This window comes from Micromonospora ferruginea, from assembly GCF_013694245.2.
Lineage (GTDB): Bacteria > Actinomycetota > Actinomycetes > Mycobacteriales > Micromonosporaceae > Micromonospora > Micromonospora robiginosa.
The window spans coordinates 3,446,056-3,470,581 of sequence record NZ_CP059322.2 but is presented as its reverse complement, the minus strand read 5'-3'; the positions used below and the strand labels follow the sequence as shown (position 1 = coordinate 3,470,581).

Below are 24,526 nucleotides of genomic sequence, written 5' to 3'. Positions count from 1 at the left end.
CTCGCGGCCGACCCGCGCCTCGCCGCCGAGCTGGCCGAGCGCACCGACCCGCAGCGCCGCGACGCGGTGCTGGCCCAGGAGGAGAAGCGCGGCGACGAGGCGCCCTGAGCGGTCAGGCCGGCGCGCCCTCCAGCGCCGCCCGGAAGTCGGCCACCAGGTCGTCGGTGTCCTCGATGCCGGTGGAGACGCGCACCAGGCCCTCGCCGATCCCGGCCGCGGCGAGCTGCTCGGCGTCCACGATCCCGGCCCACATCGAGCGCGGGTGCACCACGAGCGTGCTGACGCTGCCCAGGCTGGCCGCCCGCTTGGCCAGGCGCAGCCCGCCCAGCAGTGCCGCCGCGCCGGCCCGGCCGGCGGCCAGCTCCACGCCGAGCACCCCGCCGAACCCGGTCATCTGCGCCCGGGCCAGCGCGTGCTGGGGGTGCGAGGCCAGTCCCGGGTAGCGGACCCGGGCCACCGCCGGATGGTCCTCCAGCGCCCGCGCCAGGGCCAGCGCGTTCTCGTTGTGCCGCTCGACCCGCAGCGACAGCGTCCGCAGGCCGCGCAGCAGCAGCCAGGCGTCCACCGGGCCGAGCGTGGCGCCGGTGACGATCGACGTGCGCCACACCCGCTCGACCAGCTCCGCGCCGCCGACCACCACCCCGGCGGACACGTCGGAGTGCCCGCCGAGGAACTTCGTGCCGCTGTGCCAGACCAGGTCCGCCCCGGCGGCCAGTGGACGCTGGTTGACCGGGGTGGCGAACGTGTTGTCCACCACCACCAGCGCGCCCGCCGCGTGCGCCGACGCCACCACCGCCGCCAGGTCGGTCAGCTCCAGCAGCGGGTTGCTCGGCGTCTCCACCAGCACCAGCCGGGTCTCCGGGCGCAGCGCCCGGACGAACGCGTCGGCGTCGGTCTGGTCGACCTGGGTGCAGGCCACCCCGAACCGCGCCAGCAGCCCGGTGGCCAGCGAGGTGGTGCCGCCGTACGTGCTGCGCTGCACCACCACGTGGTCGCCGGCGGCGAGCAGGGCCAGCGCGACCGTGCTGATCGCGCCCATCCCGGACGCGGTGACCAGCCCGGTCTCCGCGCCCTCCAGCTCGGCGACCACGGCGGCCACCTGCGCGTGGTTCGGGTTGCCGTAGCGGGTGTAGAACGCGCTGCCCCGCGCCTCGGTGGCGATCTCGGTGAACCGCTCGTCGGACTCGGCGCTGAACGTGGCGCTCTGCACGATCGGCGGCGCGACCGCCCCGCCGGGCACCAGCCCGTCGTCGCCGTGCACCGCGGCGGTGCCGAACCCGGTCATCCGCGCGCCACCCGGTCCACCAGCGCCCGGTAGCTGCCCAGCGCGGTGAACTCCGGCAGCGTCAGGTCGCTGCCGTGGCGCTGGCGCAGCACGGTGACCAGCCGCAACGCGCGCAGCGAGTCGCCGCCGGCGGCGAGGAACCCGGCCTCCGGGTCGCGCGGCGCGGTGCCCAGCACCTCCTGCCAGGCCGCCGCCACCCGGTCCGCCCACCGCCGGCGCGCGTCGCCGCCGTCCACCGGCGTGGAGTCGGCCACCCGCGGCAGCGGCGCGTCCGGGTCGGCGGCCAGCAACCGACGGAAGCCGTCGGCCAGCGCGTCCACCCGGCCGGCCGGCACGTGCCGGTGGTCGTACTGGATCATCAGCCCGAGCCGCCCGGCGTCCAGCTCCGCGTCGACGGCCAGGCTGAACGCCACGTCCACGGTGACGCCCCGGCTGTCCACGATGCGGCTGCCGTCGCCCGCCGGACGCGCCGGGAAATGGGTCCAGTTGAAGAAGTGGTCGAAGCGCGGGCCCGCGCCGCCGGCCCGGACGATCTCGGCGAGTGGGAAGCGGTGCCGTCCCATCAGCTCCCGCTCGGCCCGCCAGGCCTCGGCGGCCAGCTCGGCCATCGACCGGCCGCCCAGTGCGACCCGCACCGGCAGCGTGTTGAGGAACAGCCCCAGCGTGGCGTCGCTGCCCTCGCCCTCCGGCCGGCCGCCGACCACCAGGCCGCTGACCACGTCGTCCCGGCCGGCCAGCTCGCCGATCAGCCGCAGGTGCGCGGCGAACAGCCAGGACTTCACCGGCACCCCGGCGTCGCGGGCCACCTCGGCCACCCGCTCGGTGGTGCCGGAGCGCAGCGGCACCCGCTGGGTGGTGGTGGTCCTCGGCCGCACGCCGCCGACCAGCAGCGGCGGCGCGGCCCCGGCGCCGTCCAACCAGAACCGGCGGGTCGCCGGGTCGGCCAGGGCCGCGCGTTCCGCCGCCACGTACTCCCGGAACGGCAGGCCGGCGTCGGCGTGCGCGGGCGCGCCGGCCCGCTCCCGGTCGTACCCGGCGAGCAGGTCGGTCAGGAGCAGGTGCAGGCTCCAGCCGTCGAGGACGGCGTGGTGCTCGGCCACCAGCAGCGTGAACCCGTCACCGCCGGTGCGGACCGCGTGCAGCCGCAGCAGCGGCGGCCGGGCCCAGTCGAACGGGCGGCGGCGCTCCTCGGCGACCAGCGCGTCGACCCGGGCCCGGCGGGCCGCCGGGTCGAGACCGGTCAGGTCCGTCACCGGCAGGTCGACCGGCACCCGCGCGTGCACGAGCTGCAACGGCTCGGCGTACGTGCCGAGCACGAAGCCGGTCCGCAGCACCGGGTGCGCGTCCAGCAGGGCGGCGAGCGCGCGCCGCAGCGCCGCCGCGTCCAGCGGCGCGGCCACCTCGTGCGCGGTGACGTTGTGGTAGACGGCCGGGTCGCCGGTCAGCTCACCGTGGTAGACCATGCCGAGCTGGAGCGCGGTCATCGGGTACGCGTCGGTGAGCCCGTCCGGCAGCCGCTCCCGGTCGGCGGCGTCGACCAGGGCGAACCGCCCGTCGAGCGCGGCCGGCTCGGGCGCGACGCCGTCCAGCGTGATCCGGCCGTGCGCCACCAGGTCCCGGATGGTCTGGTGGGTGAAGATGTCGTTGAGCTGGAACGACAGCCCCCGCTTCTGCGCCGCGACCTGCATCTGGATGCTGCGGATGGAGTCGCCGCCGAGCGCGAAGAAGCTGTCCGTCACGCCGAACGTGGCCACGCCGAGCACCTCGCGCCACGCCTCGACCAGGATCTCCTCGGCCCGGTTGGCCGGCGTCACCGCCGGGTCGCCGGCCGGACGCTCCGGTGCGGGCGCGGGCAGCGCCGCCCGGTCGAGCTTGCCGTTGCGGGTCAGCGGCAGCTCGTCCAGGACCACCACCGCGGCCGGCACCAGGTGTGCCGGCAGCCGTTCGGCCAGCCACTCCCGAAGTGTGAGGCGGGGGCCCGCGTTATCGGAATCTGCTGTGGCGGGGCCCCCGCCAATCACCTCACCGGGCGCGGCGGCGTACTCCGGGCGGACCGCGTGCAGGGTGTGCCGGTCGGTGCCGGCCAGCAGGTCGTCCTGGCGGGTGAGCACGGTGAAGCCGCGTGCCTCCAGCAGCGCGACCAGCTCGGCCAGCCGGCCGGCGGTGGCGGTGCCGGGCGCGTCGTGCACCTCCATGGCGACCTGTGCGACCAGCGGCCAGTGCCGGTCGTCCAGCCCGGCCAGCACGTCCGCCTCGGCCCGCTGCACGTCGATCTTCAGCAGGTCGATCCGGGCCGGGGCCAGCTCGTCGAGCACGGCCGACAGCGGCCGGACCGGCACGGTCAGCTCCCGGCCGGCGAACCGCTCGGCGAGCAGTTCGTCGGCGCGGTCGAGCAGCACGTCCCGCTCACCCGCGCCGGCGTCGCGCTCGTTGGCCAGGTACCGCTTGATCACGCCGATCTCGGCGTCCGGGTCGGCGTACGCGGCGTGGCCGGACATCATCGAGTAGCCCGGGTAGTAGGTGAACGAGACCTCGCCCGGCTCCCGCGACAGCCCGTGCGGGTGCACGGTGGCCGGCACGCCGAACTCGGCGACGTTGCGGCGCAGCGCCTCGACCACGGCCGGCACCGGCTCGAACGCGTGGATCGTCGCGTCCGGACAGACCTGGTGCACGAAGAGCGAGAACATGCCGATGTTCGCGCCCACGTCGAGCACCGTCGCGCCGGGACGCAGCACGATCCCGTCGCGCAGGTAGACGCGCTGGGCGAAGATCTCGTCGTACAGGTAGCGGGTCTCGTGCGGGTTGATCCCGGTGACCCGGGTCAGGTCCAGCGCCGCCCCGGCGCGGGACCGGACGTAGGCGACCAGCCGGTCGCCGTACCCGTCGTCGTCGCGGGCGACCACGGCGGCGTCGGCCACCTCCGGGTGCCCGCGCAGCACGGCGGCCACCTCGCCCGGCTCCACCCGGAAACCGTGGATCTTCACCTGGTCGTCGAGCCGGCCCAGGTAGCGCAGCCGCCGCCGCGCGTCGAAGCGGACCCGGTCGCCGGTCCGGTAGACCCGCTCGACACCGCCGTCGGGCAGCGGCAGGTCCACGAACCGGCGGGCGGTCGCCGCCTCGTCGCCCAGGTAGCCGTCGGCGAGCTGCGGGCCGGCCACGCACAGCTCCCCGGCCACGCCCGGCGGCACCGGGCACAGCCGCTCGTCCAGCACCCGCACCGCGACGCCGGGCAGCGGACGGCCGATCGTCGGCGGGTCCTCGGCCCGGATCTCCGCCACGGTGGTGTCCACCGTGCACTCGGTCGGGCCGTACAGGTTGACCGCGCGCACGCCCGGCAGCGCCGCCACCGTGGCCCACAGGTCCTCGGGCACCGCCTCGCCGCCGAGCAGCAGCAGACCGGGCAGCCGGGTGTCGCCCGCGCCGGCGAGCAGGATGCGCACCTGCGACGGGGTCAGATCGAGCACGTCCACCCGGTGCGCGGCCAGCGTGGCGGCGAGCGCGGCGCCGTCGCGGCGCGCGTCCTCCGGCACCAGGAACAGGCTCCGCCCGTGGGCGAGCTGCACGAGCTGCTTCACCGAGGCGTCGAAGGTCAGCGGCGCGTTCACCGCCACCCGCAGGCCGGCCGGGCGGCCCGCGTACACGGTCGCCTCCAGCGCGCCGGCCAGGTGCGCGGCGGCGGCGTGCGACACCCGCACCGGCCGGGGCGTGCCGGTCGAGCCGGAGGTGAAGATGACGTACGCCGGGTCGGTCGGTGCGGGCGGTGCCGGCGGCGGTCCGCCGGCCGCGACCAGCTCGTCCACCGACACGGTCGCCGGCCCGCCGACGCCGACCACGCACTCCGCGCCGACCGCGCCCACCTGCGCGGCCAGGCGCGGCGCCGGGGCGTCCGGGTCCAGCGGCACGAACACCGCGCCGGCCCGCAGCACGCCCAGGAACGCCACCACGGTCTCCCGGGACCGGGCCGCGAGCACGCCCACCGGCGCGCCGGCCAGACCGCGCGCGGCAAGCGCCGCGGCCACCCGGGCGGCCCGCCGGTCCAGTTCCTCGACCGGGTACGCGCCGTCCGCCGCCACCACGGCCGGGGCCTGCGGCTGCATCGCGGCCAGGCCGGCGTCGAGCAGGTCGACGAGGGTACGCGCCGGCGCCGTGGCCGCCGTGCCGCCGGCCTCGGACAGCCACTTCGCCTCCCCGGCGCCGAGCACGGCCAGCGGCGCGTCCCCGGCCAGCGCGGCCGGCAGGCTGCGCAGCACCGCCACCAGCGAGTCGAGCAACCACTGGCCGCCGGTGACCCGGAGCGTGACGTCGGCCTCGCCGATGCCTTCGCCGGTGCCGGCGCTGTCGCCGGTGCCGGTGCCGGAAGCGGGGCCGGTGAGCACGGTGAGTCGGGGGCCGCTCGGCGGCGGCGGGACGGGCACCTCGGCGGTCGTCGCGCCCAGGGCGGCGAGGGCGTCCGGGGCGACCGCCGGCTGCACCGCGAACCCGGCCGCCGCGGCGGTGCTCTCGTCGACCGGGTCGACCAGGTGGAACGTCTCGTCGGCGGTCGCCTCGGCGGCGCGTACCGCGGCCAGCAGCTCGGCCGGTCCGGCCGGCAGCGGCAGGGCCAGCCGCAGCGGGCCGTAGCCGCCCAGCGGGCCGACCACGCCGGCGGTGCCCTCGGCCCGGCGGCCGTCGTGCCAGCGGGCCAGCACCAGGTCCGCCTCCTCGGCCCCGTCCGGCGTCTCGGCCCGGCGGGCGACCGCGAGCGCCCACGCGGCCAGCAGCACCGTGCCGGCGGCGCAGCCGGCGACCTCGGCGACGGCGGCCACCTCGGCGGCGGGCAGCGTGGCGGTGACCACCGCGCCCGGGTCGTCGCCGTGCGGCTCGACCAGCCGCGCGGCCGGCGCGACCGGCGCGGGCACCGGGGCGGCCTCCCGCTCCTCCACCTGCCACTCGGTGACGTCGAGGAACTGCAACGCCTCCTCGTCGGCCGGCGGGAGGTCACCCGTGTACGCCCGGGCCAGGTCGGCCAGGACCAACCGCAGGCTGGCCGGGTCGGCGACCAGCGGGGTGGCGGCCAGCTCCAGCGCCTCGTCGGTGAGCGTCACCGACAGCTCGCCCTGCGCGTCGACGGTGACGGTCCGGTCGTCGTCCACGTCCTGCAACGGCACCCGCAGGCCGGGGTGGTGCACCAGGGTCAGCCGCAGCGCCTCGTGCCGGGCCACCACCGCGTCCACGGCGGCCTGCAGCCGGGCCCGGTCCAGCGGCCGGTCCAGCCGCACCCGGGCCCGGACCAGGTCCTGCTTGCCGGCCCAGGCCAGCCGTTGGACCGGGGACAGACGGTATCCGTTCACCACACACTCCGGTTGACGTAGAGATCGGACATGGCGACCAGGATCTGCCGGTCGCCGGTGAAGGGTTCCCGGCCGTGGGTGGCCAGGAAGTTGTCCACCACCAGCACGTCGCCGCGCCGCCAGGGCACGGAGATCGCGTGCTGCCGGTACAACTCGCGGATGCCGCCGACCACGTCATCGGGGATCGGCTCGCCGTCGCCGTAGTGGGCGTTGCGGGGCAGCCCGTCCGGGCCGTACTCGCGTCTCAGCGCGCCGGCCACCTCGGGCGGCATGTTCGACACGTGGAACAGGTGGGCGTGGTTGAACCACACCGTCTCCCCGGTACGCGGGTGGACGGCCGTCGCCTGCCGCCGCGCCACGGTCCGCAGCCCGTCGTCGCCCCGCCAGGTGAACTCCGTCGCCGACGCGGCGCAGTACGCCTCCACCTCCGCCCGGTCCGTGGTCTGGAACGCCTCCTGCCAGGGCAGGTCCAGGTGCGGGCCGTAGTTGCGCACGTAGCGGACGCCGTCGCGGGTGAACCGCTCCCGCACCTCCGCCGGGATCAGCGGGGTGATCACCCGCTCGGCGGCCAGCGGGGTCGCGCCGCCGTCGCCGGTGGCCGGCTGCGCACAGTGGAAGTAGAGGTGCGTCGGCCAGTTGTGCGAGTACGACATCTCGTGGTGCAGCGGGATCCACTGGGCGGCGTTGAACTCGGTGGAGGTGAACACCTTGTCGGCCACCTCGTGCCGGGGCGCGGCCCGTTCCAGGTAGCCGAGCAGGTCCGGGTCGACCGCGCGGGCCGCCCGGCCGAAGTCGTCGGCGCTGCGCACGTCGAAGCCGCGGAAGAACACCGCGGCGTGCCGGTCCAGGTCGGCCAGCAGCTCCGCCCGCCGCCCGGCGAGCCAGCCGGCCAGGTCGAGGTCCGGCACGGCGGCCTCGACCAGCAGCACGAAGCCGTCCGGGCCGAGCGTACGGCGGGTCACCGGCGCGGTGACCGTGCCACCGGCGGCGCGGCGGCGGGGGCCGGGGGCGCTCATGCGGCACCGTCCCCGGTGTGCAGCTCCGGTGCGGCTACCGGGTCGGACATGGCGGTGAGGATCCGTCGGGGCGGGGTGAACGGCTCCCGGGCGTGCGCGGCGAGCATGTTCTCCACCAGCAGCACGTCGCCCTCCTGCCAGTCGAACGAGCGGGTCTCCGCCGCGTACGCGGCACGCAGCTCGGCCAGCACGTCGTCCCCGATGGGCGTGCCGTCGCCGTACGCGGTCTGGTAGGGCAGGTCCTCCTCGGCCAGCGCCGCCCGCAGCCCGGCGCTGACGTCCGCCGGCAGCGAGGTGACGTGGAAGAACAACGCGTGGTTGAACCAGGTGCGTTCCCCGGTGACCGGGTGCCGCCGCACCGCCGGGCGCACCTGCCGGGTCCGCAACTGCGTCTCGCCCACCCACTCCACGTCGATCAGCGCCCGCGCGCAGTACGCCTCGACGTCGGCGCGGGAGTCGGTCTGGAACGCGGTCTGCCAGGACAGGCTGATGCCGGGCAGGTAGTTGCGCCGGTAGAGCACGCCCCGGCGGGCGAACCCGTCGACCGTCTCCGGGCGCAGCCGGGCCAGCACCCGGCGGCTGTCCGCCAGCGGCGTACGGCCACCGGCGGCCGGCGCGACCTCGCAGTGGAACACGATGCGCAGCGGCCAGTTGACCGTGTACGACTGCTCGTTGTGCAGCACGATCGGCTGGTCGGCGGGATGCTCGGTGGACGTGTAGACGCCCTCGGTGACCCGGCTGCGCGGCGAGGACCGCTCGCCGTAGGCCAGCACGTCACCGGAGAGCGCGCCCATCACGGTGCGGAAGTCGTCCGCGCCGGCCACCGCGAAGCCGCGGAACAGCACCGCCCCGGCGCGCCGGGCCAGCTCGTCCACCTCGTCGCGGTGCCCGGCCAGCCAGCCGGCCAGGTCCACGTCGGGCACGGTGGCGCGCACCAGAGCCGGCAGCGGGCCGCCGGGCCAGTCCGGTCGTACGTCCACCAGGTTCCGTTCCCGGCCGCGGCGGGGGACGGGCCGCGTGACCCGGATCTGATCGGTCATCTCTCACTCCCAGCGGTGTCGGCGCAGTCGGCCGGACTGCGCCGGGGGTCGGCGGCGGCGGTACGCAGCAGCGCGGTGAGGCGGCGGTGCCACGCCGCCACCGTGTCGTGGTCGAACAGGTCGGTGCGGTAGGTCCAGAGCGCCTCCAGCCCGTCCCGGCGGTCGTCCAGCCAGAGCGTCAGGTCGAGGCGGGCCGCGTCCGGGGTCAGCTCGACGCCGGTGAACTCGCCGCCGACGACGCTGCGGTGCCGGGCCGGCGGGGCGTTCTGCACCCCGAACGCGACCTGCACCAGCGGGTTGCGGTCCGGACGGCGCTCCGGGCGCAGCCGCTCGACCAGCAGGTCGAACGGGACGTCCTGGCGGGCGGCGGCGAACAGGGTGACCCGTCGCGCCTCGGCGAGCAGGTCGGCGAACGACCGGTCCGGGGCCGGGCGCAGGCGCAGCGGCAGCGTGTTGACGTGGCAGCCGACGCCGCGTTCGGCGGTCACGCTGGTGCGCCCGGCGAACGCGACGCCGACCAGCAGGTCGTCCCGGCCGGTGGCGGCGCCGAGCAGCGCGGCGAACGCGGCCAGCCCCACCATGTGCAGGCTGGCCCGGCTCGTGCGGGCGAGTTCCCGCACGGCCACCGCGGTCCCCGCGTCCACCGTGGTCCGCAGCGCGGCGCCTCCCCGGGCCGGGCTGTTAAGCGGGGGCCCCTGCTCTACCGCAGGCGTTAAGCGGGGGCCCCGCCTTACCTCCAGGAGGGTGGGGGCGCCGTGCAGCTCGCGCAGCAGCTCGTCGGTGGCGCGGCGGCCGGCGGGGCCGGCCAGCCAGGCGTGCTGCGCGGCGGCGAGGACCGCCGGCCCGGGTGCCGGCTCGGCGGGCGCGTCCGGGTCGTCGTAGGACTCCGCGAGGTCGCGCACCAGCACCCCGAACGACCAGTCGTCGGCGATCGCGTGGTGCACGACCAGCAGCAGCGCCTCCGCCCGGCCCACGCCGTCCGGCAGCAGGTACGCGCGCAGCAGCGGCCCGTCGGCCAGGTCCATCGGGACGGCGGTGGCCTCGGCGGCCAGCCGGTCGAGCCGGGCGTCGAGCGGCGTGTCCGGGTCGGCCGGCGCGACGAGGAGGTCCGGCCGGGCGTCCGGGCGGACCACCTGCGCCGGCCCGTCCGGTCCGGTGGGGAAGACGGTGCGCAGCGCGGGATGCCTGTCGACCACCCGGTGCAGCGCCCGGGTCAGGCGGGCCGCCGTGAGCGGCGCGGCGAAGCGGACCGCGAACGCCAGCAGGTAGGACGTGTCGGCCGGGTCGAGCCGGTGCAGGAACCAGAACCGCCGCTGCGCCGCGGAGAGCGGCGCCGGCCCGTCCCCGGCCGGGGAGCCGGCCGCCGCCGGTTCGTCCCCGGCCGGGGCGAGCGCGTCGAGGTGGGCGGCGAGGGCGGCGACGGTCGGGTGCGCGAACAGGTCGCCGGGGTCGACGCGGTGGCCGGTCACGTCGGTCAGCCGGGTGGCGCACCGGACGGCCAGCAGCGAGTCGCCGCCGAGCGTGAGGAAGTCGTCGTCCGGGCCGGTGACCGGCACCCCGAGCAGGTCCCGCCAGACCCCCGCCACCAGGGCGGCGGTGCCGTCGAGCGAACCGGGGCCGGCGGCGGCGCCGAGGTCCGGCGCGGGCAGGGCGGCGCGGTCCACCTTGCCGTTGGGCAGCGTGGGCAGCCGGTCCAGCCAGACCACGGCGGCCGGCACCAGCGGACCCGGCAGCACCTCGGCCAGCCGGGCCCGGACGTCGTCGCGCGGCTCGCCGACCAGGTAGCCGACCAGCAGCGGGTCGCCGCTCGGGCCGGGCCGGACGGCGGCGGTCGCCTCGCGTACGCCGGGCAATTCGGCGAGCCGGGCGGCCACCTCGCCCAGCTCGATCCGGTAGCCGCGCAGCTTCACCTGGTCGTCGAGCCGGCCCAGGTAGGCCAGTTGCCCGTCCGGGCGCAGCCGGACCCGGTCCCCGGTGCGGTACATCCGCTCACCGGGGCGGAACGGGTCCGGCCGGAACCGCGCCTCGGTCTCCGCCGGCCGGTCCAGGTAGCCGCGGGCCAGCCCGGCGCCGGCCAGGTGCAGCTCGCCCGCCTCGCCCGGCGGCACCGGCCGGCCGTCCGGGTCGAGCACGTACGCCCGGGTGCCCGGCAGCGGCCGGCCGATCGGCGGGTCACCTCCGTCCGGCGGCACCTCGGCCCAGGTCGAGTACGTGGTGTCCTCGGACGGGCCGTACAGGTTGCACAGCCGGCGCACGTGCGGACGGGCCCACACCCGGGCGGCCAGCGCGGCGGTGAGCGGCTCACCGGCCAGGCAGACCGTGCGGACGGTCGCCGGCAGCGCCCCGGCGGTGAGCAGTTCGCCCATCGCGGCCGGCACGGTGTTGACGAGCGTGACCGGAAGCCGGTGCGCGCCCGGCGTGGCGAGCGCCAGCACGTCGTCCACCAGCAGCACCCGGCCGCCCCAGGCCAGCGGCCCGAAGATCTCGAAGACGGACAGGTCGAAGCAGACCGAGGTGGCCGCGAGCATCCCGCCCAGCTCGGTGTCGTCGAACGCCTGCCGGACCCAGTGCAGCAGCGTCGACGCCGAGCGGTGCTCGATCGCCACGCCCTTGGGGCGGCCGGTGGAGCCGGAGGTGTAGATGACGTACGCCAGGTCGTCCGGGGTCACCGGGACCGCCGGGTCGGTGGCGTCGCCGGCCGGGTCGAGCCGGTCGGTGAGCACGGTCGGGCCGGGGAACCGGCCGGCCAGGCCGGCGGTGGTCAGCACCAGCCGCGCCCCCGAGTCGGCGGTCATGAACGCCACCCGGGCCGCCGGGTACGCCGGGTCCAGCGGCACGTACGCGGCGCCGGCCCTGAGCACGCCGAGCAGCGCGACCACCAGCTCGGGCGTACGCGGCAGGCAGACGCCGACCCGGTCGCCGCGCCCGACGCCGCGCGCCAGCAGCACCCGGGCCAGCCGGTTCGCCGCCCGGTCGAGGTCCCGGTAGGAGAGCGCGGTGTCGACGTGCCGGACCGCCTCGGAGTCCGGGGTGCGGGCGGCCTGGGCGGCGACCATCCGGTGCAGGCAGTCCACCGTGGCCGGACCGGCCCCGGCGCGACTGGTGGCGGACCGGCGGGTCGGGCCGGCGGGTCGGGCGGGCGCGCTCACCGGGAACCACCGCCGGCCACGGCGGCGAGGCGGCGGTCCGCCTCCTCCTGGATGCGGTCCTTGTCGGCGAGCACGACCCGGCCCGGGTCGTTGTCCGGCAGCTCGTCCTCCAGCCGCCGGATCCGCCGGTACGCGATGCCGCCGGCGGCCAGCGCCAGCGCGCAGAGCCCGGCCAGGATCGCGGCCAGCGCCATGCCCCGCCCCGGCCCGGTGCCGACCAGCCCGGCGAGCGGGCCGCCGGGGCGGGCCAGCGGGGCGAGCACGTGCTCGGCGAGCGGGCCGGCGCTGAGGAACCCGGCCGGCACCATCAGCCAGGACAGCATCTGCGCCATGGCGAGGACCCGGCCCTGCAACTCCAGACCCACCTTGGCCTGCACGATGGCCAGCCAGTGCGTGTTCACCAGCGCGGTGGCCAGGCCCATGCCGAACAGGCCGAGCGCCGGGAACAGCGGGTCCGGCCGCAGCCCGACGGTGAGCAGCGAGACGCCGAGCAGCACGACGCTGGCCAGGATGCCGGTGGTACGCCGGGCGGTGCCGCCCCAGACGCCCATCAGCACCGACCCGACGACCATGCCGACGCCGCTGGCGGCCAGCACCCGGCCGAGCGCCGCCGGGTCGCCGAAGGAGAGCGTCAGCGGGGTGACCAGCACCTCGACCATGGCGAAGAAGTAGTTCAGCGACGCGACCAGGACGACCAGGGCGACCAGCCCGTGCCGCCGGACGATGAACCGCCAGCCGCCGAGCACCTCGCGCCGGAACGGCTCCTCCCGCCGCACGAAGAGCGTGTCCGGGAAGCGGACCGACAGCGTCACGGTGACCGCCACCGCGAACGTGACCAGGTCGATCACCACGATCCCGCGCAGCCCGACCGCGAGCACCAGCGCGCCGCCGACCAGCGGGGCCAGCACGGTGCTGGTGGCGGTGCCGAGCGAGACGATGCCGTTGGCCCGCCCGTAGTAGCGCTTCGGCACGAGCTGGGTGACCGCCGCCTGGTAGGCGGGTTGCTGGAACGCGGTGGCCACGGCGGTGACGGTGATCGCGGTGAGGATGTGCCAGAGGTGCAGGTGGCCGAGCCAGAGCAGCAGCGCCAGGCTGACCGTGCCGGTGGCGGCCAGGCAGTCGGCGAACACCATGATCCGTCGGCGGTCCCACCGGTCGGCCAGCGCGCCGGCGATCGGCGACAGCACCACGGCCGGCAGCAGCGCCAGCACGGTGGCGGTGGCGAACAGCGACACCGAGCCGGTCCGCTGGTAGACCCACAGGCCCATGCCGAACGCGGTCAGCCCGCTGCCGATCAGCGACACCAGTTGCCCGATCGCGACCAGGTAGAACACCGCCAGGCTGGGCGTCGCCGGGCGCCGCACCGCGACGTCCGCCGCGGTCGCCGCCGCCGGGGCGGTCCGGGCCGCCCGGGCCGGCCGCGCCCTCCCGGGTACGCCGGCGGGCTGGTTCCCGTCCGCCGGTTCGGCCCCGGCGGTGGCGCCGTCCGGCGCGGGTGCGACGGTGGCCGGGTCCGGCGCGGCGGCGCAGTGCGCCAGGATGATCGCGGCCAGCTCGGCCGGCTGGTGCTTGGCGAAGTAGTGCCCGGCGCCCTCGATCACCTCCAGCGACACCCGGTCGGCGAAGAACTCCCACTCCAGGTAGCGCTCCTGGTACAGCTCGGTGGCCCGGTCGCCGCCGCCGACCACGCAGACCAGCGGCGCGGACAGCTTCGCCGGCAGGCCGGCCGCGTAGACGTCGGTGTAGTAGTCCTCGCCCCGGGCCGAGTCGGCCAGGACGACCCGCATCACGAAGTCCTTCTCGGCCGCGTCGAAGACCTCGGTGAAGAAGCCCATCGCGCGCAGCGACTCCAGCGTGCGCCGCTTCGACGCCCAGCGCTCCACCGGGAACCAGCGGCGCAGCCAGCCGAACACCCGGCCGGGCAGCCGGGGCGCGGGGAAGTGCGCGCCGATCACCACGCCGGTCACCTCGACGCCGGCCGCCTCCAGCCGGCGGGCCAGCTCGACCGCCTCGGCGCCGCCGACGCAGTGCCCGTACACCGCCACCGGCCCGGTGATCTGCCCGACCACCTCGGCCACGCAGCGGTCCACCAGCTCGTCCAGGTCGAGCATCGGCTCGTCCGGGCGGTTCAGGTCGTGCCCGGGGCGTTCCAGGGCGTAGAGCGACACCCCGGGCGGCAGAGCGTCCGCGAGCGGCTGGAAGGTGATCGCGGAGCCGCCGCCGAACGGTACGCAGAGCAGCGTCAACGTGGTCGTGGTGCCCGGCCGGGCCGGGGTCAGCTCGTGCAGCAGCCTCCCGGCCGAGCCGCCGGTGGCGTCCAGGTGCTCGGTCAGCCCCCGGATGGTCGGGTGGCGGAACAGGTCGAGCACGCTGATCGCCGGGTCGCTGCCGGCCAGCGCCTTGATCGCCCGGAACGAGTCGCCGCCCAGGTCGAAGAAGTCGTCGTCGATGCCGACCCGGTCGTACCCGAGCACCTCCGCCCAGCGGCGGGCCAGCGCCGCCCGCAGCGGGGTGTCCGGCTCACCCGCGCCGGCGGCGGCCCGGTCCCGGCGGGGCGCGGGCAGGGCGGACCGGTCGACCTTGCCGTTGGCGTTGAGCGGCATCCGGTTCATCGGCACGAACGCCGACGGCACCATGTAGTCCGGCAGCCAGGTGCGCACGAACGCCCGCCACGGCGCCGGGTCGGCCGCGAAGTCGGCGGTCAGCTCGCCCCCGGCGTCGGGCTCGGGGCCACCGGTCAGCGTCAGGTAGGCCACCACGGCCTTCTCGCCCGCGTCCTCGCGGACCACCACGGCGGCGTCGCGGACCGCGTCGTGCCGGCGCAGCACCGCCTCGATCTCACCCAGCTCGATCCGGAACCCGCGCACCTTCACCTGCGAGTCGCCCCGGCCGAGGAACTCGATCCGGCCGTCGGCCAGCCGTCGGCCGAGGTCGCCGGTGCGGTAGAGCCGGCCGCCGCCGTCCGGGTCGGGCACGAAGCGCGCGGCGGTCAGCGCCGGGTCGTCGTGGTAGTCCCGGGCCAGCCCCGGCCCGCCCAGGTGGATCTCGCCGGGCACACCCACCGGGACCGGGTGCGCCGCGGCGTCGAGCAGGTGCACCCGCATGTTGCCGATCGGCCGGCCGATCGTGGGCCGGGTCTCGTCCGGGGTGATCCGGTCCATGGTGACCCAGACCGCGGCCTCGGTCGGGCCGTAGAGGTTCCACAGCGCGTCCACCCGGCCGGCCAGGTCCCGGGCCAGCGGCGCGGGAACCGCCTCGCCGCCGCACACCGCGGTGAGCCCCGGCGTGCCGGTCCATCCCGACTCGATCAGCAGCCGCCAGGTCGTCGGCGTGCCCTGGGCCAGCGTGACCCGCTCGGCGGCGAGCAGCGCGGCCAGCCGGGACGCGTCGTAGGCGACGTCCCGGTCCACCAGCAGCATCCGGGCGCCGACCACCAGCGGCAGGAACAGCTCCGGCACGGACATGTCGAAGGCGAAGCTGGCCATCGCCAGCATGGTGCCGTCGCGGGTCAGGCCGGGGCGCTCGCGCATCGCGGCGAGCGTGTTGACCACCGCGCCGTGGGTGACCCGGACGCCCTTGGGGCGGCCCGTCGAGCCGGAGGTGTAGATCAGGTACGCCAGGTGGTCCGGCCCGGCCGACGGCGGCGGCGCGGTGTCCGGCTCCCCGGCCGCGTCCGGCGTCACCACCGTGCCGGCGAACCCGAACCGGTCGGCCAGGTCCGGCTCGGTGACCAGCACCGGGGCGCCGCTGTGCGCCAGCACGTAGCGCTGCCGCTGGACCGGGTACTCCGGGTCCACCGGCACGTACGCGCCGCCGGCCTTGAGCACGCCGAGCAGCGCGACCGGCAGGTCGGCGGAGCGGGGCAGGCAGACCGCGACCGGCACGTCCGGCCCGACGCCGGCCCGGCGCAGCCGGTGCGCGAGCCGGTTGGCCCGCGCGTCCAGCGTGGCGTAGTCGAGCGTGGTCGCGCCGAACGTCACGGCCGGCCGGTCCGGACCGGCCGTCACCTGGTGCGTGACGAGGTCCACGAGCGTCGGCACCCGGCCGGGCGGGGTGTCCCAGCCGGCCGGCGCGGCGGTGTCGTTCCAGTCGGCGAACCGGGCGCGCTCGGCGGCGGTGAGCAGCGGCAGCGTCGCCAGCCGGGCGCCCGGGTCGGCGAGCGCGGCGGCGAGCAGCGTCTCCAGGTGACCGACCATCCGCTCGGCGGTCGACGCGTCGAACAGCGCGGTGTTGTACTCCAGCCGGAACCGCAGCCCCTCGGCCACCTCGTACGCGTACAGCGCCAGGTCCTGCTGGGCGATGCCCGGCTCCACCGCGAACGGGGTCATCCGCACCCCGGCCGCGTCGGTGTCCCGCTGCTCGGGCACGTTGAGCAGGTTGAACATCACCTGGAACAGCGGATTACGGCTGAGATCCCGGGGCGCGTCGACCAGGTCCACCAGCCGCTCGAACGGCACCTCCTGGTGCTCGTACGCGTCCAGCGCGGTGCGCCGGACCCGGCCGAGCAGCTCGGCGAACGTCCAGTCGCCGTCCAGCACGGTCCGCATCGGCAGCATGTTGACGAAGAAGCCGACCATCGGCTCCAACTCGGCCCGGACCCGGCCGGCGACCGGGGTGCCGACGCAGACGTCGCGCTGGCCGCTCCAGCGCCAGAGCAGCGTCTGCCACGCGGCCAGCAGCGTCATCGCCAGCGTGACGCCGTGCTCCTGGCTGAACCGGCGTACCGCGTCGGCGGCCGGGCGGGGCAGGAGCAGCGTGCGGACCGCGCCGTCGAACGTCTGCACCGGGGGACGCGGCCGGTCGGTGGGCAGTTCCAGGGCGGCCGGCACGCCGGCGAGCTGTCCACGCCAGTACGCCAGGTCCGGGCGGTCCTTCTCGGCCAGCCGGCCGCGCTGCCAGCGCGCGTAGTCGCCGTACTGGACGGCCAGCTCGGGCAGCGGGTCGGCGTCGCCCAGCCGGGCGGCGGCGTAGCGCAAGGCCACCTCGCGGGCCACCACGCCCAGCGACCAGCCGTCGGAGACGGCGTGGTGCATGGTCAGCGACAGCACGTGCCGGTCGTCGGCGACACGCAGCAGCACGGCCCGGAACAGCGGCCCGGCGGCCAGGTCGAACGGGCGTCGCACGTCGGCGGCGAGCGCCGCGTGCACCCACCCGGGCACCGCCTCGGCCACCGCCGGCTCGACGATGCTCGACGGCCCGGCCGGGTGCGGGCCCGCCGGGGCGGTCACCACCGGCAGCTCCACCGGCCCGGCCGGGAGCACCCGCTGCACCGGGTCGCCGTCCGGGCCGAGCGGGAACACGGTGCGCAGCGCCTCGTGCCGGCGCACCAGCCCGGCCAGCGCGGCGCGCAGCGCCGCCACGTCGAGCGCGCCGTCGAGCAGCAGCGTGGTGCCGACGGTGTACGCGTTCTGCGCGTACGCCTGGTCGAGGAACCACAGGCGGTGCTGGCCGGAGGAGAGCGGCGCGGGGCCGGCGTCCGTTGCGGCGCGGGGGATGCGCTCGCCGGCCGGCGGCCCGTCGGCGTCGACCGCCGCGCCGCCGACCCGGTCGGGCTCGGCGCTCGACGTGCCCGCCTCGGCGCCGCCGGCCGCCGGGGCGGACGGGTGCGCGGTCGATGGTGCGACCCGGTCGGCGTCGGGCAGCGCCGCCGCCAGGGCCGCGACGGTGGGCCGGGCGAAGACGGTCTCCAGCGGCACCGCGACGCCGAGGCGGGCGCGCAGCCGCACCACCACCTGGGTGGCGAGCAGCGAGTGGCCGCCCAGCTCGAAGAAGTCGTCGAGCGCGCCGATCGGCCGGATGCCGAGCAGGTCGGCCCAGACCTCGGCCACCGACTCCTGCGCCGGACCGGCCGGCGCCACGTACGCGGTGCTCAGCGCCGGCCGGTTGCCGGCGGGCACCGGCGCGGTGCTCGCGTCCTCGCACGGCTCCGCCACCGGCGCGCCGGCCGGGACCGCGACCCGCACGGGCCCGGATCCCGACCCGACCGCGGCCGGCCGGGGCGCGGGCGCGACCCAGTACCGCTGCCGTTCGAACGGGTAGCCCGGCAGCGGGACCCGGCGGTCGCCGTCGCCGTGGAACCGGTCCACGTCGACCGGGACGCCGGCCAGCCAGAGCCGGCCCACCGCGTCGAGCAGCGTCACCAGGTCGTCGGCGTCGGCGCGGGGATGCCGCATCGCCGCCACCGCGTGGGCCGGGCGCACCCCGGCGAGCCGGGCCAGGCCGCCGAGCGCGTGCCCGGGTCCCAGCTCCACCACGGCCGCCTCCTGCTCGGCGCAGAGCGCGGCCGACTCGGCGAAGCGGACCGGCTCCCGCAGGTGCCGCACCCAGTAGGCCGGGTCGGTGACCAGGCCCGGGGTGACCGGCCCGCCGGTCAGGTTGCTCAGGTAGGGGTGCTCGGGTTCGGTGTACTCAACGGTGGCGGCGTGCCGGGCGAACTCGTCGAGGATCCCGTCGAGCAGCGCGGAGTGGTAACCGCGGGCCACCCGCAGCGGGCGGCAGTCGACGCCGTCGGTGGTCAGTCGGTCCCGCAGCCGGTCCACCGCCGCCGGGTCGCCGGAGACCACGCACAGCTCCGGGGCGTTCACCGCGGCCAGCGACAGCCCGTCGCCGAGCAGCCCGGTCACCGCCGCCTCGGGCAGCCCCACCGCGAGCATCGCCCCGGCCGGCGTCCGTTCCGCCAGCTCGCCGCGCACCCGCACCAGGCGCAGCGCGTCGGCGAGGGAGAAGACGCCGGCCAGGCACGCGGCCACGTACTCGCCGAGGCTGTGGCCGACCATCAGGTCCGGGGTCACGCCCCGGCCCATCATTGTCCGGGCCAGCGCGTACCCGGTGACGAAGAGCGCGGGCTGCACCAGCGCGGGACGGTCGAGCAACCGCTCCGCCGCCGCGTGCCCACCGGGCGCCGGGCGGAGCACGGCGAGCAGGTCCCGCCCCAGGTCGGTGCCGAGCAGGCCGGCGCACTCGTCCACCACGGCCCGGTAGGTCGGCTCGGACCGGTAGAGCCCGGCACCCATCGCCACGTGCTGCGCGCCGTGGCCGGGGAAGGCGAACACCAGCGTCCGCCGGCCGCCCGGGTGGGCCCCGGTGAGCCGGCGCGCCGGGTCGTCCAGCGCGGACACCGCGTCGGCGGGGTCCGCCGCCACCACGTACCGCCGGTGGGTCATCGGCTGCCGACGGCCCAGCGCCGCCGCGACGTCCGCGAGCGCCACCTCCGGGTGGGCGTCGAGGTGGTCGCGGAACTGCCCGGTGGCGCGCTCCAGCGCCGCCGGGGTACGCGCCGACACCACCAGCAGCCGGGGCCCGGCCGGGGCCGGCGCGGTCCTCGGCGCCGTCGGCGGCTCCTCCAGCACCACGTGCGCGTTCGTGCCGCCCATGCCGAACGAGCTGACCCCGGCCCGGCGCGGGCCGTCGGCCGGCCACGGGCCGGCGGCGCGGTCCAGCCGGAACGGGCCGGCCGTGACGTCGATCGCCGGGTGCGGCCGGTCCACGTTGATGGTCGGCGGCAGGGTCCGCGTCCACAGCGCCATCACGGTCTTGATGAGACCGGCCACCCCGGCCGCCGCGTCGGTGTGCCCGATGTTGGCCTTGACCGAGCCGAGCCGGCAGAAGCCCCGCTCGTCGGTGTCGCGGCGGAACACCTCGGTCAGCGCGGCCACCTCGATCGGGTCGCCGAGGCTGGTGCCGGTGCCGTGCGCCTCCAGGTAGCCCACCGTGCGCGGGCTCACCCCGGCGGTGGCCAGCGCCCGGCTGATCACCTCGACCTGCCCGGCGACGCCCGGCGCGGTGTAGCCGGTGCGGCGCGCCCCGTCGTTGTTGATCGCCGAGCCTCGGATCACCGCGTAGACGGTGTCGCCGTCGGCGAGCGCGTCGGCGAGCCGCTTGAGCGCGACCACGCCGACGCCGCTGGACTCGATGCTGCCGCGCGCGTCGGCGCTGAACGGCCGGCAGTGCCCGTCGGGGGAGTAGATGCCGCCGTCGTGCCACAGGTAGCCGCGCCGCTGGGCGGGAAAGACGCTGACGCCGCCGGCCAGCACCACGTCGGACTCGCCGCTGAGCAGGCTCTGCCGGCCCAGGTGCACGGCCACCAGCGAGGTGGAGCAGGCGGTGGACACGGTGACCGCCGGACCGGTCAGGTCGAGCTGGTAGGCGACGCGGCTGAGCAGGAAGTCCTTGTCGTTGCCGAGCGAGATCTGGTGCTCGCTGAGCCCGGCGGTCAGCTCCGGGTGGCCGCTGAGGTGGTCGAGCAGGTAGGAGCTGCGGCCCGAGCCGGCGAACAGGCCGACCCGGCCGGCGTGCCGGGACGGGTCGTGCCCGGCGTGCTCCAGCGCGTGCCAGGCGCACTCCAGCAGCAGCCGGTGCTGCGGGTCCAGCGTCTGCGCCTCGCGCGGGGTGACGCCGAAGAAGGCCGCGTCGAACTCGTCGATGCCGGGCAGCACGGTGCCGGCGCGCACGTACGCCGGGTCGTCGATCCGGGCCGGGTCCGCGCCGTCGGCGAGCATCTCCTCGACGGTGAACTCGCCGACCGACTCCACCCCGTCGCGGATGTTCGCCCAGAACTCGTCCACGGTGCGGGCGCCGGGGAAGCGGCAGGCCATGCCGACCACGGCGACCGCACCGTCGGCCGGGCCGGCGGTCGCGGCCGGGCGCGCGACGGGCGGCGCCGCCGGCTCCGCGCCGCCCGCCGTGACACCGACCAGGTACGCGGCCAGCGACTCGGGCGTCGGGTGGCGGAACAGGTCGGTGGCGGTCAGCACGTCACCGAGCCGGGCGCGCAGCCGGTCGAGCACGGCGAGCAGCCGCATCGAGTGCCCGCCCAGGTCGAAGAAGCTGTCCCGGGGGCCGACCCGGTCGACGCCGAGCACCTCCCGCCAGACCTGCGCGACCAGCCGCTCCAGGCGTACCCGGTCGGCGTCCCAGCGGGCCGGCTCGGCCCCGGGTCGGACGGTCGTCCCGGCTCCGGTGGGACCGGCCGGGCGCAGCCGGTCCGGGGTGGCGGCCTGGCGGACGGCGGCCGGGTCGGGTGCGGGGAGCGCGTCCGGGTCGACCTTGCCGTTGCCGGTCAGCGGCAGCGCGTCGAGCCGCACGAACGCGGCCGGCACCAGCCAGGACGGCAGCTCGGCGGCGAGCGCGGCGGCCAGCCCGGCCGGGTCCGCCCCGTGGCCGGCCAGGTAGGCCACCAGGCGCGGGTCGGTCGGATCGTCGTGGCGCAACTGGACCGTCACGTCGGCCCGCGGCCGGTGCCGCCGGATCGCCGCCTCGATCTCACCGCACTCGATCCGGTAGCCGCGCACCTTGACCTGCCGGTCGGTGCGGCCCAGGTATTCCAGCACCCCGTCCGGGCGGCGGCGCGCCAGGTCGCCGGTGCGGTAGAGGCGCGCGCCGGGCACGCCGGAGAACGGGTCGGGGCGGAACCGCTCGGCGGTGCGCGCCGGCTGCCCCAGGTAGCCGCGTGCCACCCCGGCGCCACCCACGTGCAGCTCGCCGACCACGCCGACCGGCACCGGGTTGCCCCACCGGTCGAGCAGGTACAGCGCGGTGTTGGCGATCGGCCGGCCGATCGGCACCGAACCACCGTCGAGGGTGTCCGGCTCCACCTCGTACGCGGCGCAGCCGACCACGGTCTCGGTCGGGCCGTACTCGTTGACCAGGGCGGTCTCCGGCGCGTGCGTCCGCCACGGCGCGACCTGGTCGGCGCGCAGGTTCTCGCCGCCGATGACGAAGCACCGGGTGCGCCCGGCCAGCTCCTCTGGGCGGAGCTGGTGGGTGACCAGCTCCAACTGGGCCGGGGTGATCTTGACCAGGCCGAACGGGGTGGCGGTGTCGCGCAACGCCTCGCCCAGCGCGGCCGGGCCGAGGTGCTCGCCGATCATCCGCACCGTGGCACCGGCGGCCAGCGGCACCAGCAGGCTGGTCACGGTCAGGTCGAACCCGACCGACGAGTGCAGCGGCACCACGTCCCCGGCGCGCAGCCGGTAGGCCTGGGTGGCCCAGCGCACGTAGTTGGCGACCCCCCGGTGGGTGACCATGACGCCCTTCGGGCGGCCGGTCGAGCCGGAGGTGTGGATGACGTACGCCAGGTCGTCGGCGGTGGGCGCCGGCCGGCGGCGTGGCCGGCGTCGCGGGCCGCCGCCACGTGCCGGCTCCGCCGCCGCGACCGGGGTTTCCGGGCCCGGCACCGGCACCGCCGCGTCGCCCGGCACCAGGTGCGCCAGCTCGCCGCAGGTCAGCACGGTGCGGGCGGCGGTGTCGTCGATCAGGTGCCGCAGCCGGGCCGGCGGGTTCGCCGGGTCCATCGGCACGTACGCCGCGCCGGCCCGCAGCACCGCCAGCACCGCCACGGTGAAGTCGACCGTGCGGGGCAGCAGCACCCCGACCAGGCCGCCGACGCCGACGCCCCGGGCGCGCAGCGTCCCGGCCAGCGCCTCGGCCCGGGCGTGCAGCTCGGCGTAGCTCAGCGCGGCCACGTCGTCGGTCACCGCCACCCCGTCCGGGGTACGCCGGGCCTGTTCCTCGATCAGCGTGTGGACCAGCTCGTCCGGCTCGGCCGGGGTGGCGGTGCGGTTCCACTCGCCGACCAGCCACCGGTGTTCCGCGGCGGTGAGCATCGCGGCCGAGCCCACCGGCGCGTCCGGATCGGCCAGCAGCGACGCCAGCAGCGTCTGGTAGTGCCCGGCGAGCCGGGCCATGGTGTCCGCGTCGAACAGCTCGGTCCGGTACTCCAGCACGGTCCGCAGCCCCCGGTCGTCCTCCCGGACGGCGACCGTGAGGTCGAACTTGGCGGTGTCCGGCGGCACCTCGACGGTGCTCACCTGGAGGCCGTCCAGGCGGGGCGGGGCGGCTTCCCGGCCGTACACGAACATCACCTGGAACAGCGGGCTGAAGCCGGCCCGGCGCGCCGGGCGCAGCGTCTCCAGCACGGTCGAGAAGGGAAGCTCCTCCCGGCTCAGGGCGTCGAGCACCGCGCCGCGCACCCGGTCCAGCAGGGTGGCGAAGGACGGGTCGTCGTCCAGCCGGGCCCGGATCGCGACGGTGTTCAGCAGCAGGCCGACGAGCTGCCGGGTCTCCGGACCGCGTCGCCCGGCCACCGGGGTGCCCACCACCACGTCGCGCTCGCCGGTCCAGCGGGCCAGCAGCACGTGCAGCACCGCCAGCAGCGCCATGTACGGCGACGCGCCGGCCCGCCGGCAGAACGCGGCCAGCGCCTCGGCCGGCACCTCCAGCGGCACCGTGAGGGTGGCGCCCGCGCCGGACGGCACCGCCGGACGCGGCCCCCGGGTGGGCAGGTCGAGTGCCGCGGGGGCGCCCGCGAGCCGGTCCCGCCAGTGGTCGAGCTGGGCCGCCGCCTCCGCCCCGGCGAGCCAGTCCCGTTGCCGGACCGCGAGGTCGCGGCAGTCGCCGAGCACCGGGTCGAGCACCGCCGGCCGCCCCGCGCGGTGGGCCGGGTAGAGCCGTTCCCACTCCTCGTGCAGGATGCCCAGCGACCACTCGTCGATCGCGACGTGGTGGATGGTCAGCAGGAGCACGTGCTCCTCCGGCGCGCACCGCACCAGGTCGGCCCGGAACACCGGCCCACGCGTCAGGTCGAGCGGGTCGCGGGCGGCGGCGCGCAGCCGGGCCCGCACCTCCCGGTCGCGTTGCCAGCTCGGCAGGCCGCTGAGGTCGTGCACCCGCAGCAGCCCCGGGCGCGGCTCGTGGACCACCTGGACCGGGTCGTCGCCGTCCGGTCCGGCCGTGAGCGTGGTGCGCAGCGCGGCGTGCCGGGCCACCAGGTCGTCGAGCGTCGCGGACAGCGCGGGGACGTCGAGCGGGCCGTGCAGCCGGTAGGCCAGTGGCACCAGGTAGCCGGCCGAGCCCGGGTCGAGCCGGTCCAGTTGCCACATCTGGCGCTGGGCCGCGGTGGCCGGCGCGGGGCGGCCGGGATCGGGCCGCGCCGGTGGGGCCGGTCGCCGGGTCCGCAGGACGTCGGTCATCGCCTCCGCCTTCGTCACGTCCCGGCCGCCGGGTGGGCTCCGTCCGGGCGCGCACGCTCGCGCCCGGGTCGGCCGGGTGATGGAAAAGATCAGGATTCCTCGATGGGGAACCTCGCCCATCATGTCACCGGCGATCTTCGTAGGCCGATCCCCGGATCGTGCCGGTGGTCGACGCGTTCGGTGCCCGAGGCAACACGTTCGGCCAATTACCCGGCACCGGTAAGAAATGCGATTGCGGCGGCCCGACGTCGCGACTCGGGCCGGCCCGGCGGTGATGTCGCTCGTTTCGGTCATCGGCGGCTTCGGTGGTCTCGGCAGCACTGTGGAGGGATATGCCCGGATGCGCGCGGCGTCGCCGGTGATGCCGGATCACGGCAGGTATTCGCTGGTCAGAGCGGTGTCGAGTGCCGTCGTTGACAGGGTGATCTTCGATGGATTACCGTCACGATCAATCCCGTGTCCGGCCCCGCCGGTCCGTCCGCCGACCGGCATCCGTCGTCGATTCGACAATTGCGCCGAGGCCGTGGCGTACGGGTCGGAAAATGTGCTCCCCGGTGACGTCGCCGCGCTCTGTCGACATCTCGCCGGGGGATCGTCGCCTAAACGTCAGTTCAGGCCGGTCGGAATGGTGATCCGGGCCCGGCCCTCGGCTCGACGGCGCGACCGGGCACAGCGGCGTGGGGTGCCGGAATGAACGGTCCGAGGGCGGCACCGCCGGCAGGGGAGAGCCACCCGAT

General features: G+C 76.8%; 6 protein-coding genes. All 6 read right to left on the bottom strand.

All coding sequences use genetic code 11. The features are described from left to right. Positions 1–112 precede the first annotated feature (112 nt). The 6 genes from H1D33_RS14780 to H1D33_RS14755 are packed head-to-tail and all read right to left on the bottom strand — an operon-like array spanning position 113 to position 23,789. On the bottom strand, positions 113–1,285 hold the full coding sequence (locus tag H1D33_RS14780; RefSeq protein WP_181567514.1) for a trans-sulfuration enzyme family protein: 1,173 nt from the start codon (positions 1,283–1,285) through the stop codon (positions 113–115). Next, positions 1,282–6,615, bottom strand: coding sequence for a non-ribosomal peptide synthetase (locus tag H1D33_RS14775; RefSeq protein WP_181567515.1), 5,334 nt, complete (start codon positions 6,613–6,615; stop codon positions 1,282–1,284). The genes H1D33_RS14780 and H1D33_RS14775 overlap by 4 nt, the downstream gene beginning before the upstream one ends. After that, on the bottom strand, positions 6,612–7,631 hold the full coding sequence (locus H1D33_RS14770) for a TauD/TfdA family dioxygenase (RefSeq protein ID WP_181567516.1): 1,020 nt from the start codon (positions 7,629–7,631) through the stop codon (positions 6,612–6,614). Before H1D33_RS14770 ends, H1D33_RS14775 begins: the two co-directional genes overlap by 4 nt. Then, the gene (locus tag H1D33_RS14765; RefSeq protein WP_181567517.1) at positions 7,628–8,671 is read right to left on the bottom strand and encodes a TauD/TfdA family dioxygenase; all 1,044 of its coding nucleotides are present in this window, start codon (positions 8,669–8,671) and stop codon (positions 7,628–7,630) included. The genes H1D33_RS14770 and H1D33_RS14765 overlap by 4 nt, the downstream gene beginning before the upstream one ends. Further along, a complete protein-coding gene (locus H1D33_RS14760; protein WP_181567518.1) occupies positions 8,668–11,820 on the bottom strand; it encodes a non-ribosomal peptide synthetase in 3,153 nt (1,050 codons plus the stop codon). Before H1D33_RS14760 ends, H1D33_RS14765 begins: the two co-directional genes overlap by 4 nt. Next, positions 11,817–23,789 (bottom strand): non-ribosomal peptide synthetase/type I polyketide synthase, encoded by an 11,973-nt coding sequence (locus H1D33_RS14755; RefSeq protein ID WP_181567519.1) that lies wholly within the window; start codon positions 23,787–23,789, stop codon positions 11,817–11,819. Before H1D33_RS14755 ends, H1D33_RS14760 begins: the two co-directional genes overlap by 4 nt. Positions 23,790–24,526: the final 737 nt, after the last annotated feature.

Coding starts and splice junctions, on each gene's coding strand:
- H1D33_RS14780 (WP_181567514.1), bottom strand. CDS start 1,285: ATGACCGGGTTCGGCACCGCCGCGGTGCACGGCGACGACGGGCTGGTG.
- H1D33_RS14770 (WP_181567516.1), bottom strand. CDS start 7,631: ATGAGCGCCCCCGGCCCCCGCCGCCGCGCCGCCGGTGGCACGGTCACC.
- H1D33_RS14765 (WP_181567517.1), bottom strand. CDS start 8,671: ATGACCGATCAGATCCGGGTCACGCGGCCCGTCCCCCGCCGCGGCCGG.
- H1D33_RS14755 (WP_181567519.1), bottom strand. CDS start 23,789: ATGACCGACGTCCTGCGGACCCGGCGACCGGCCCCACCGGCGCGGCCC.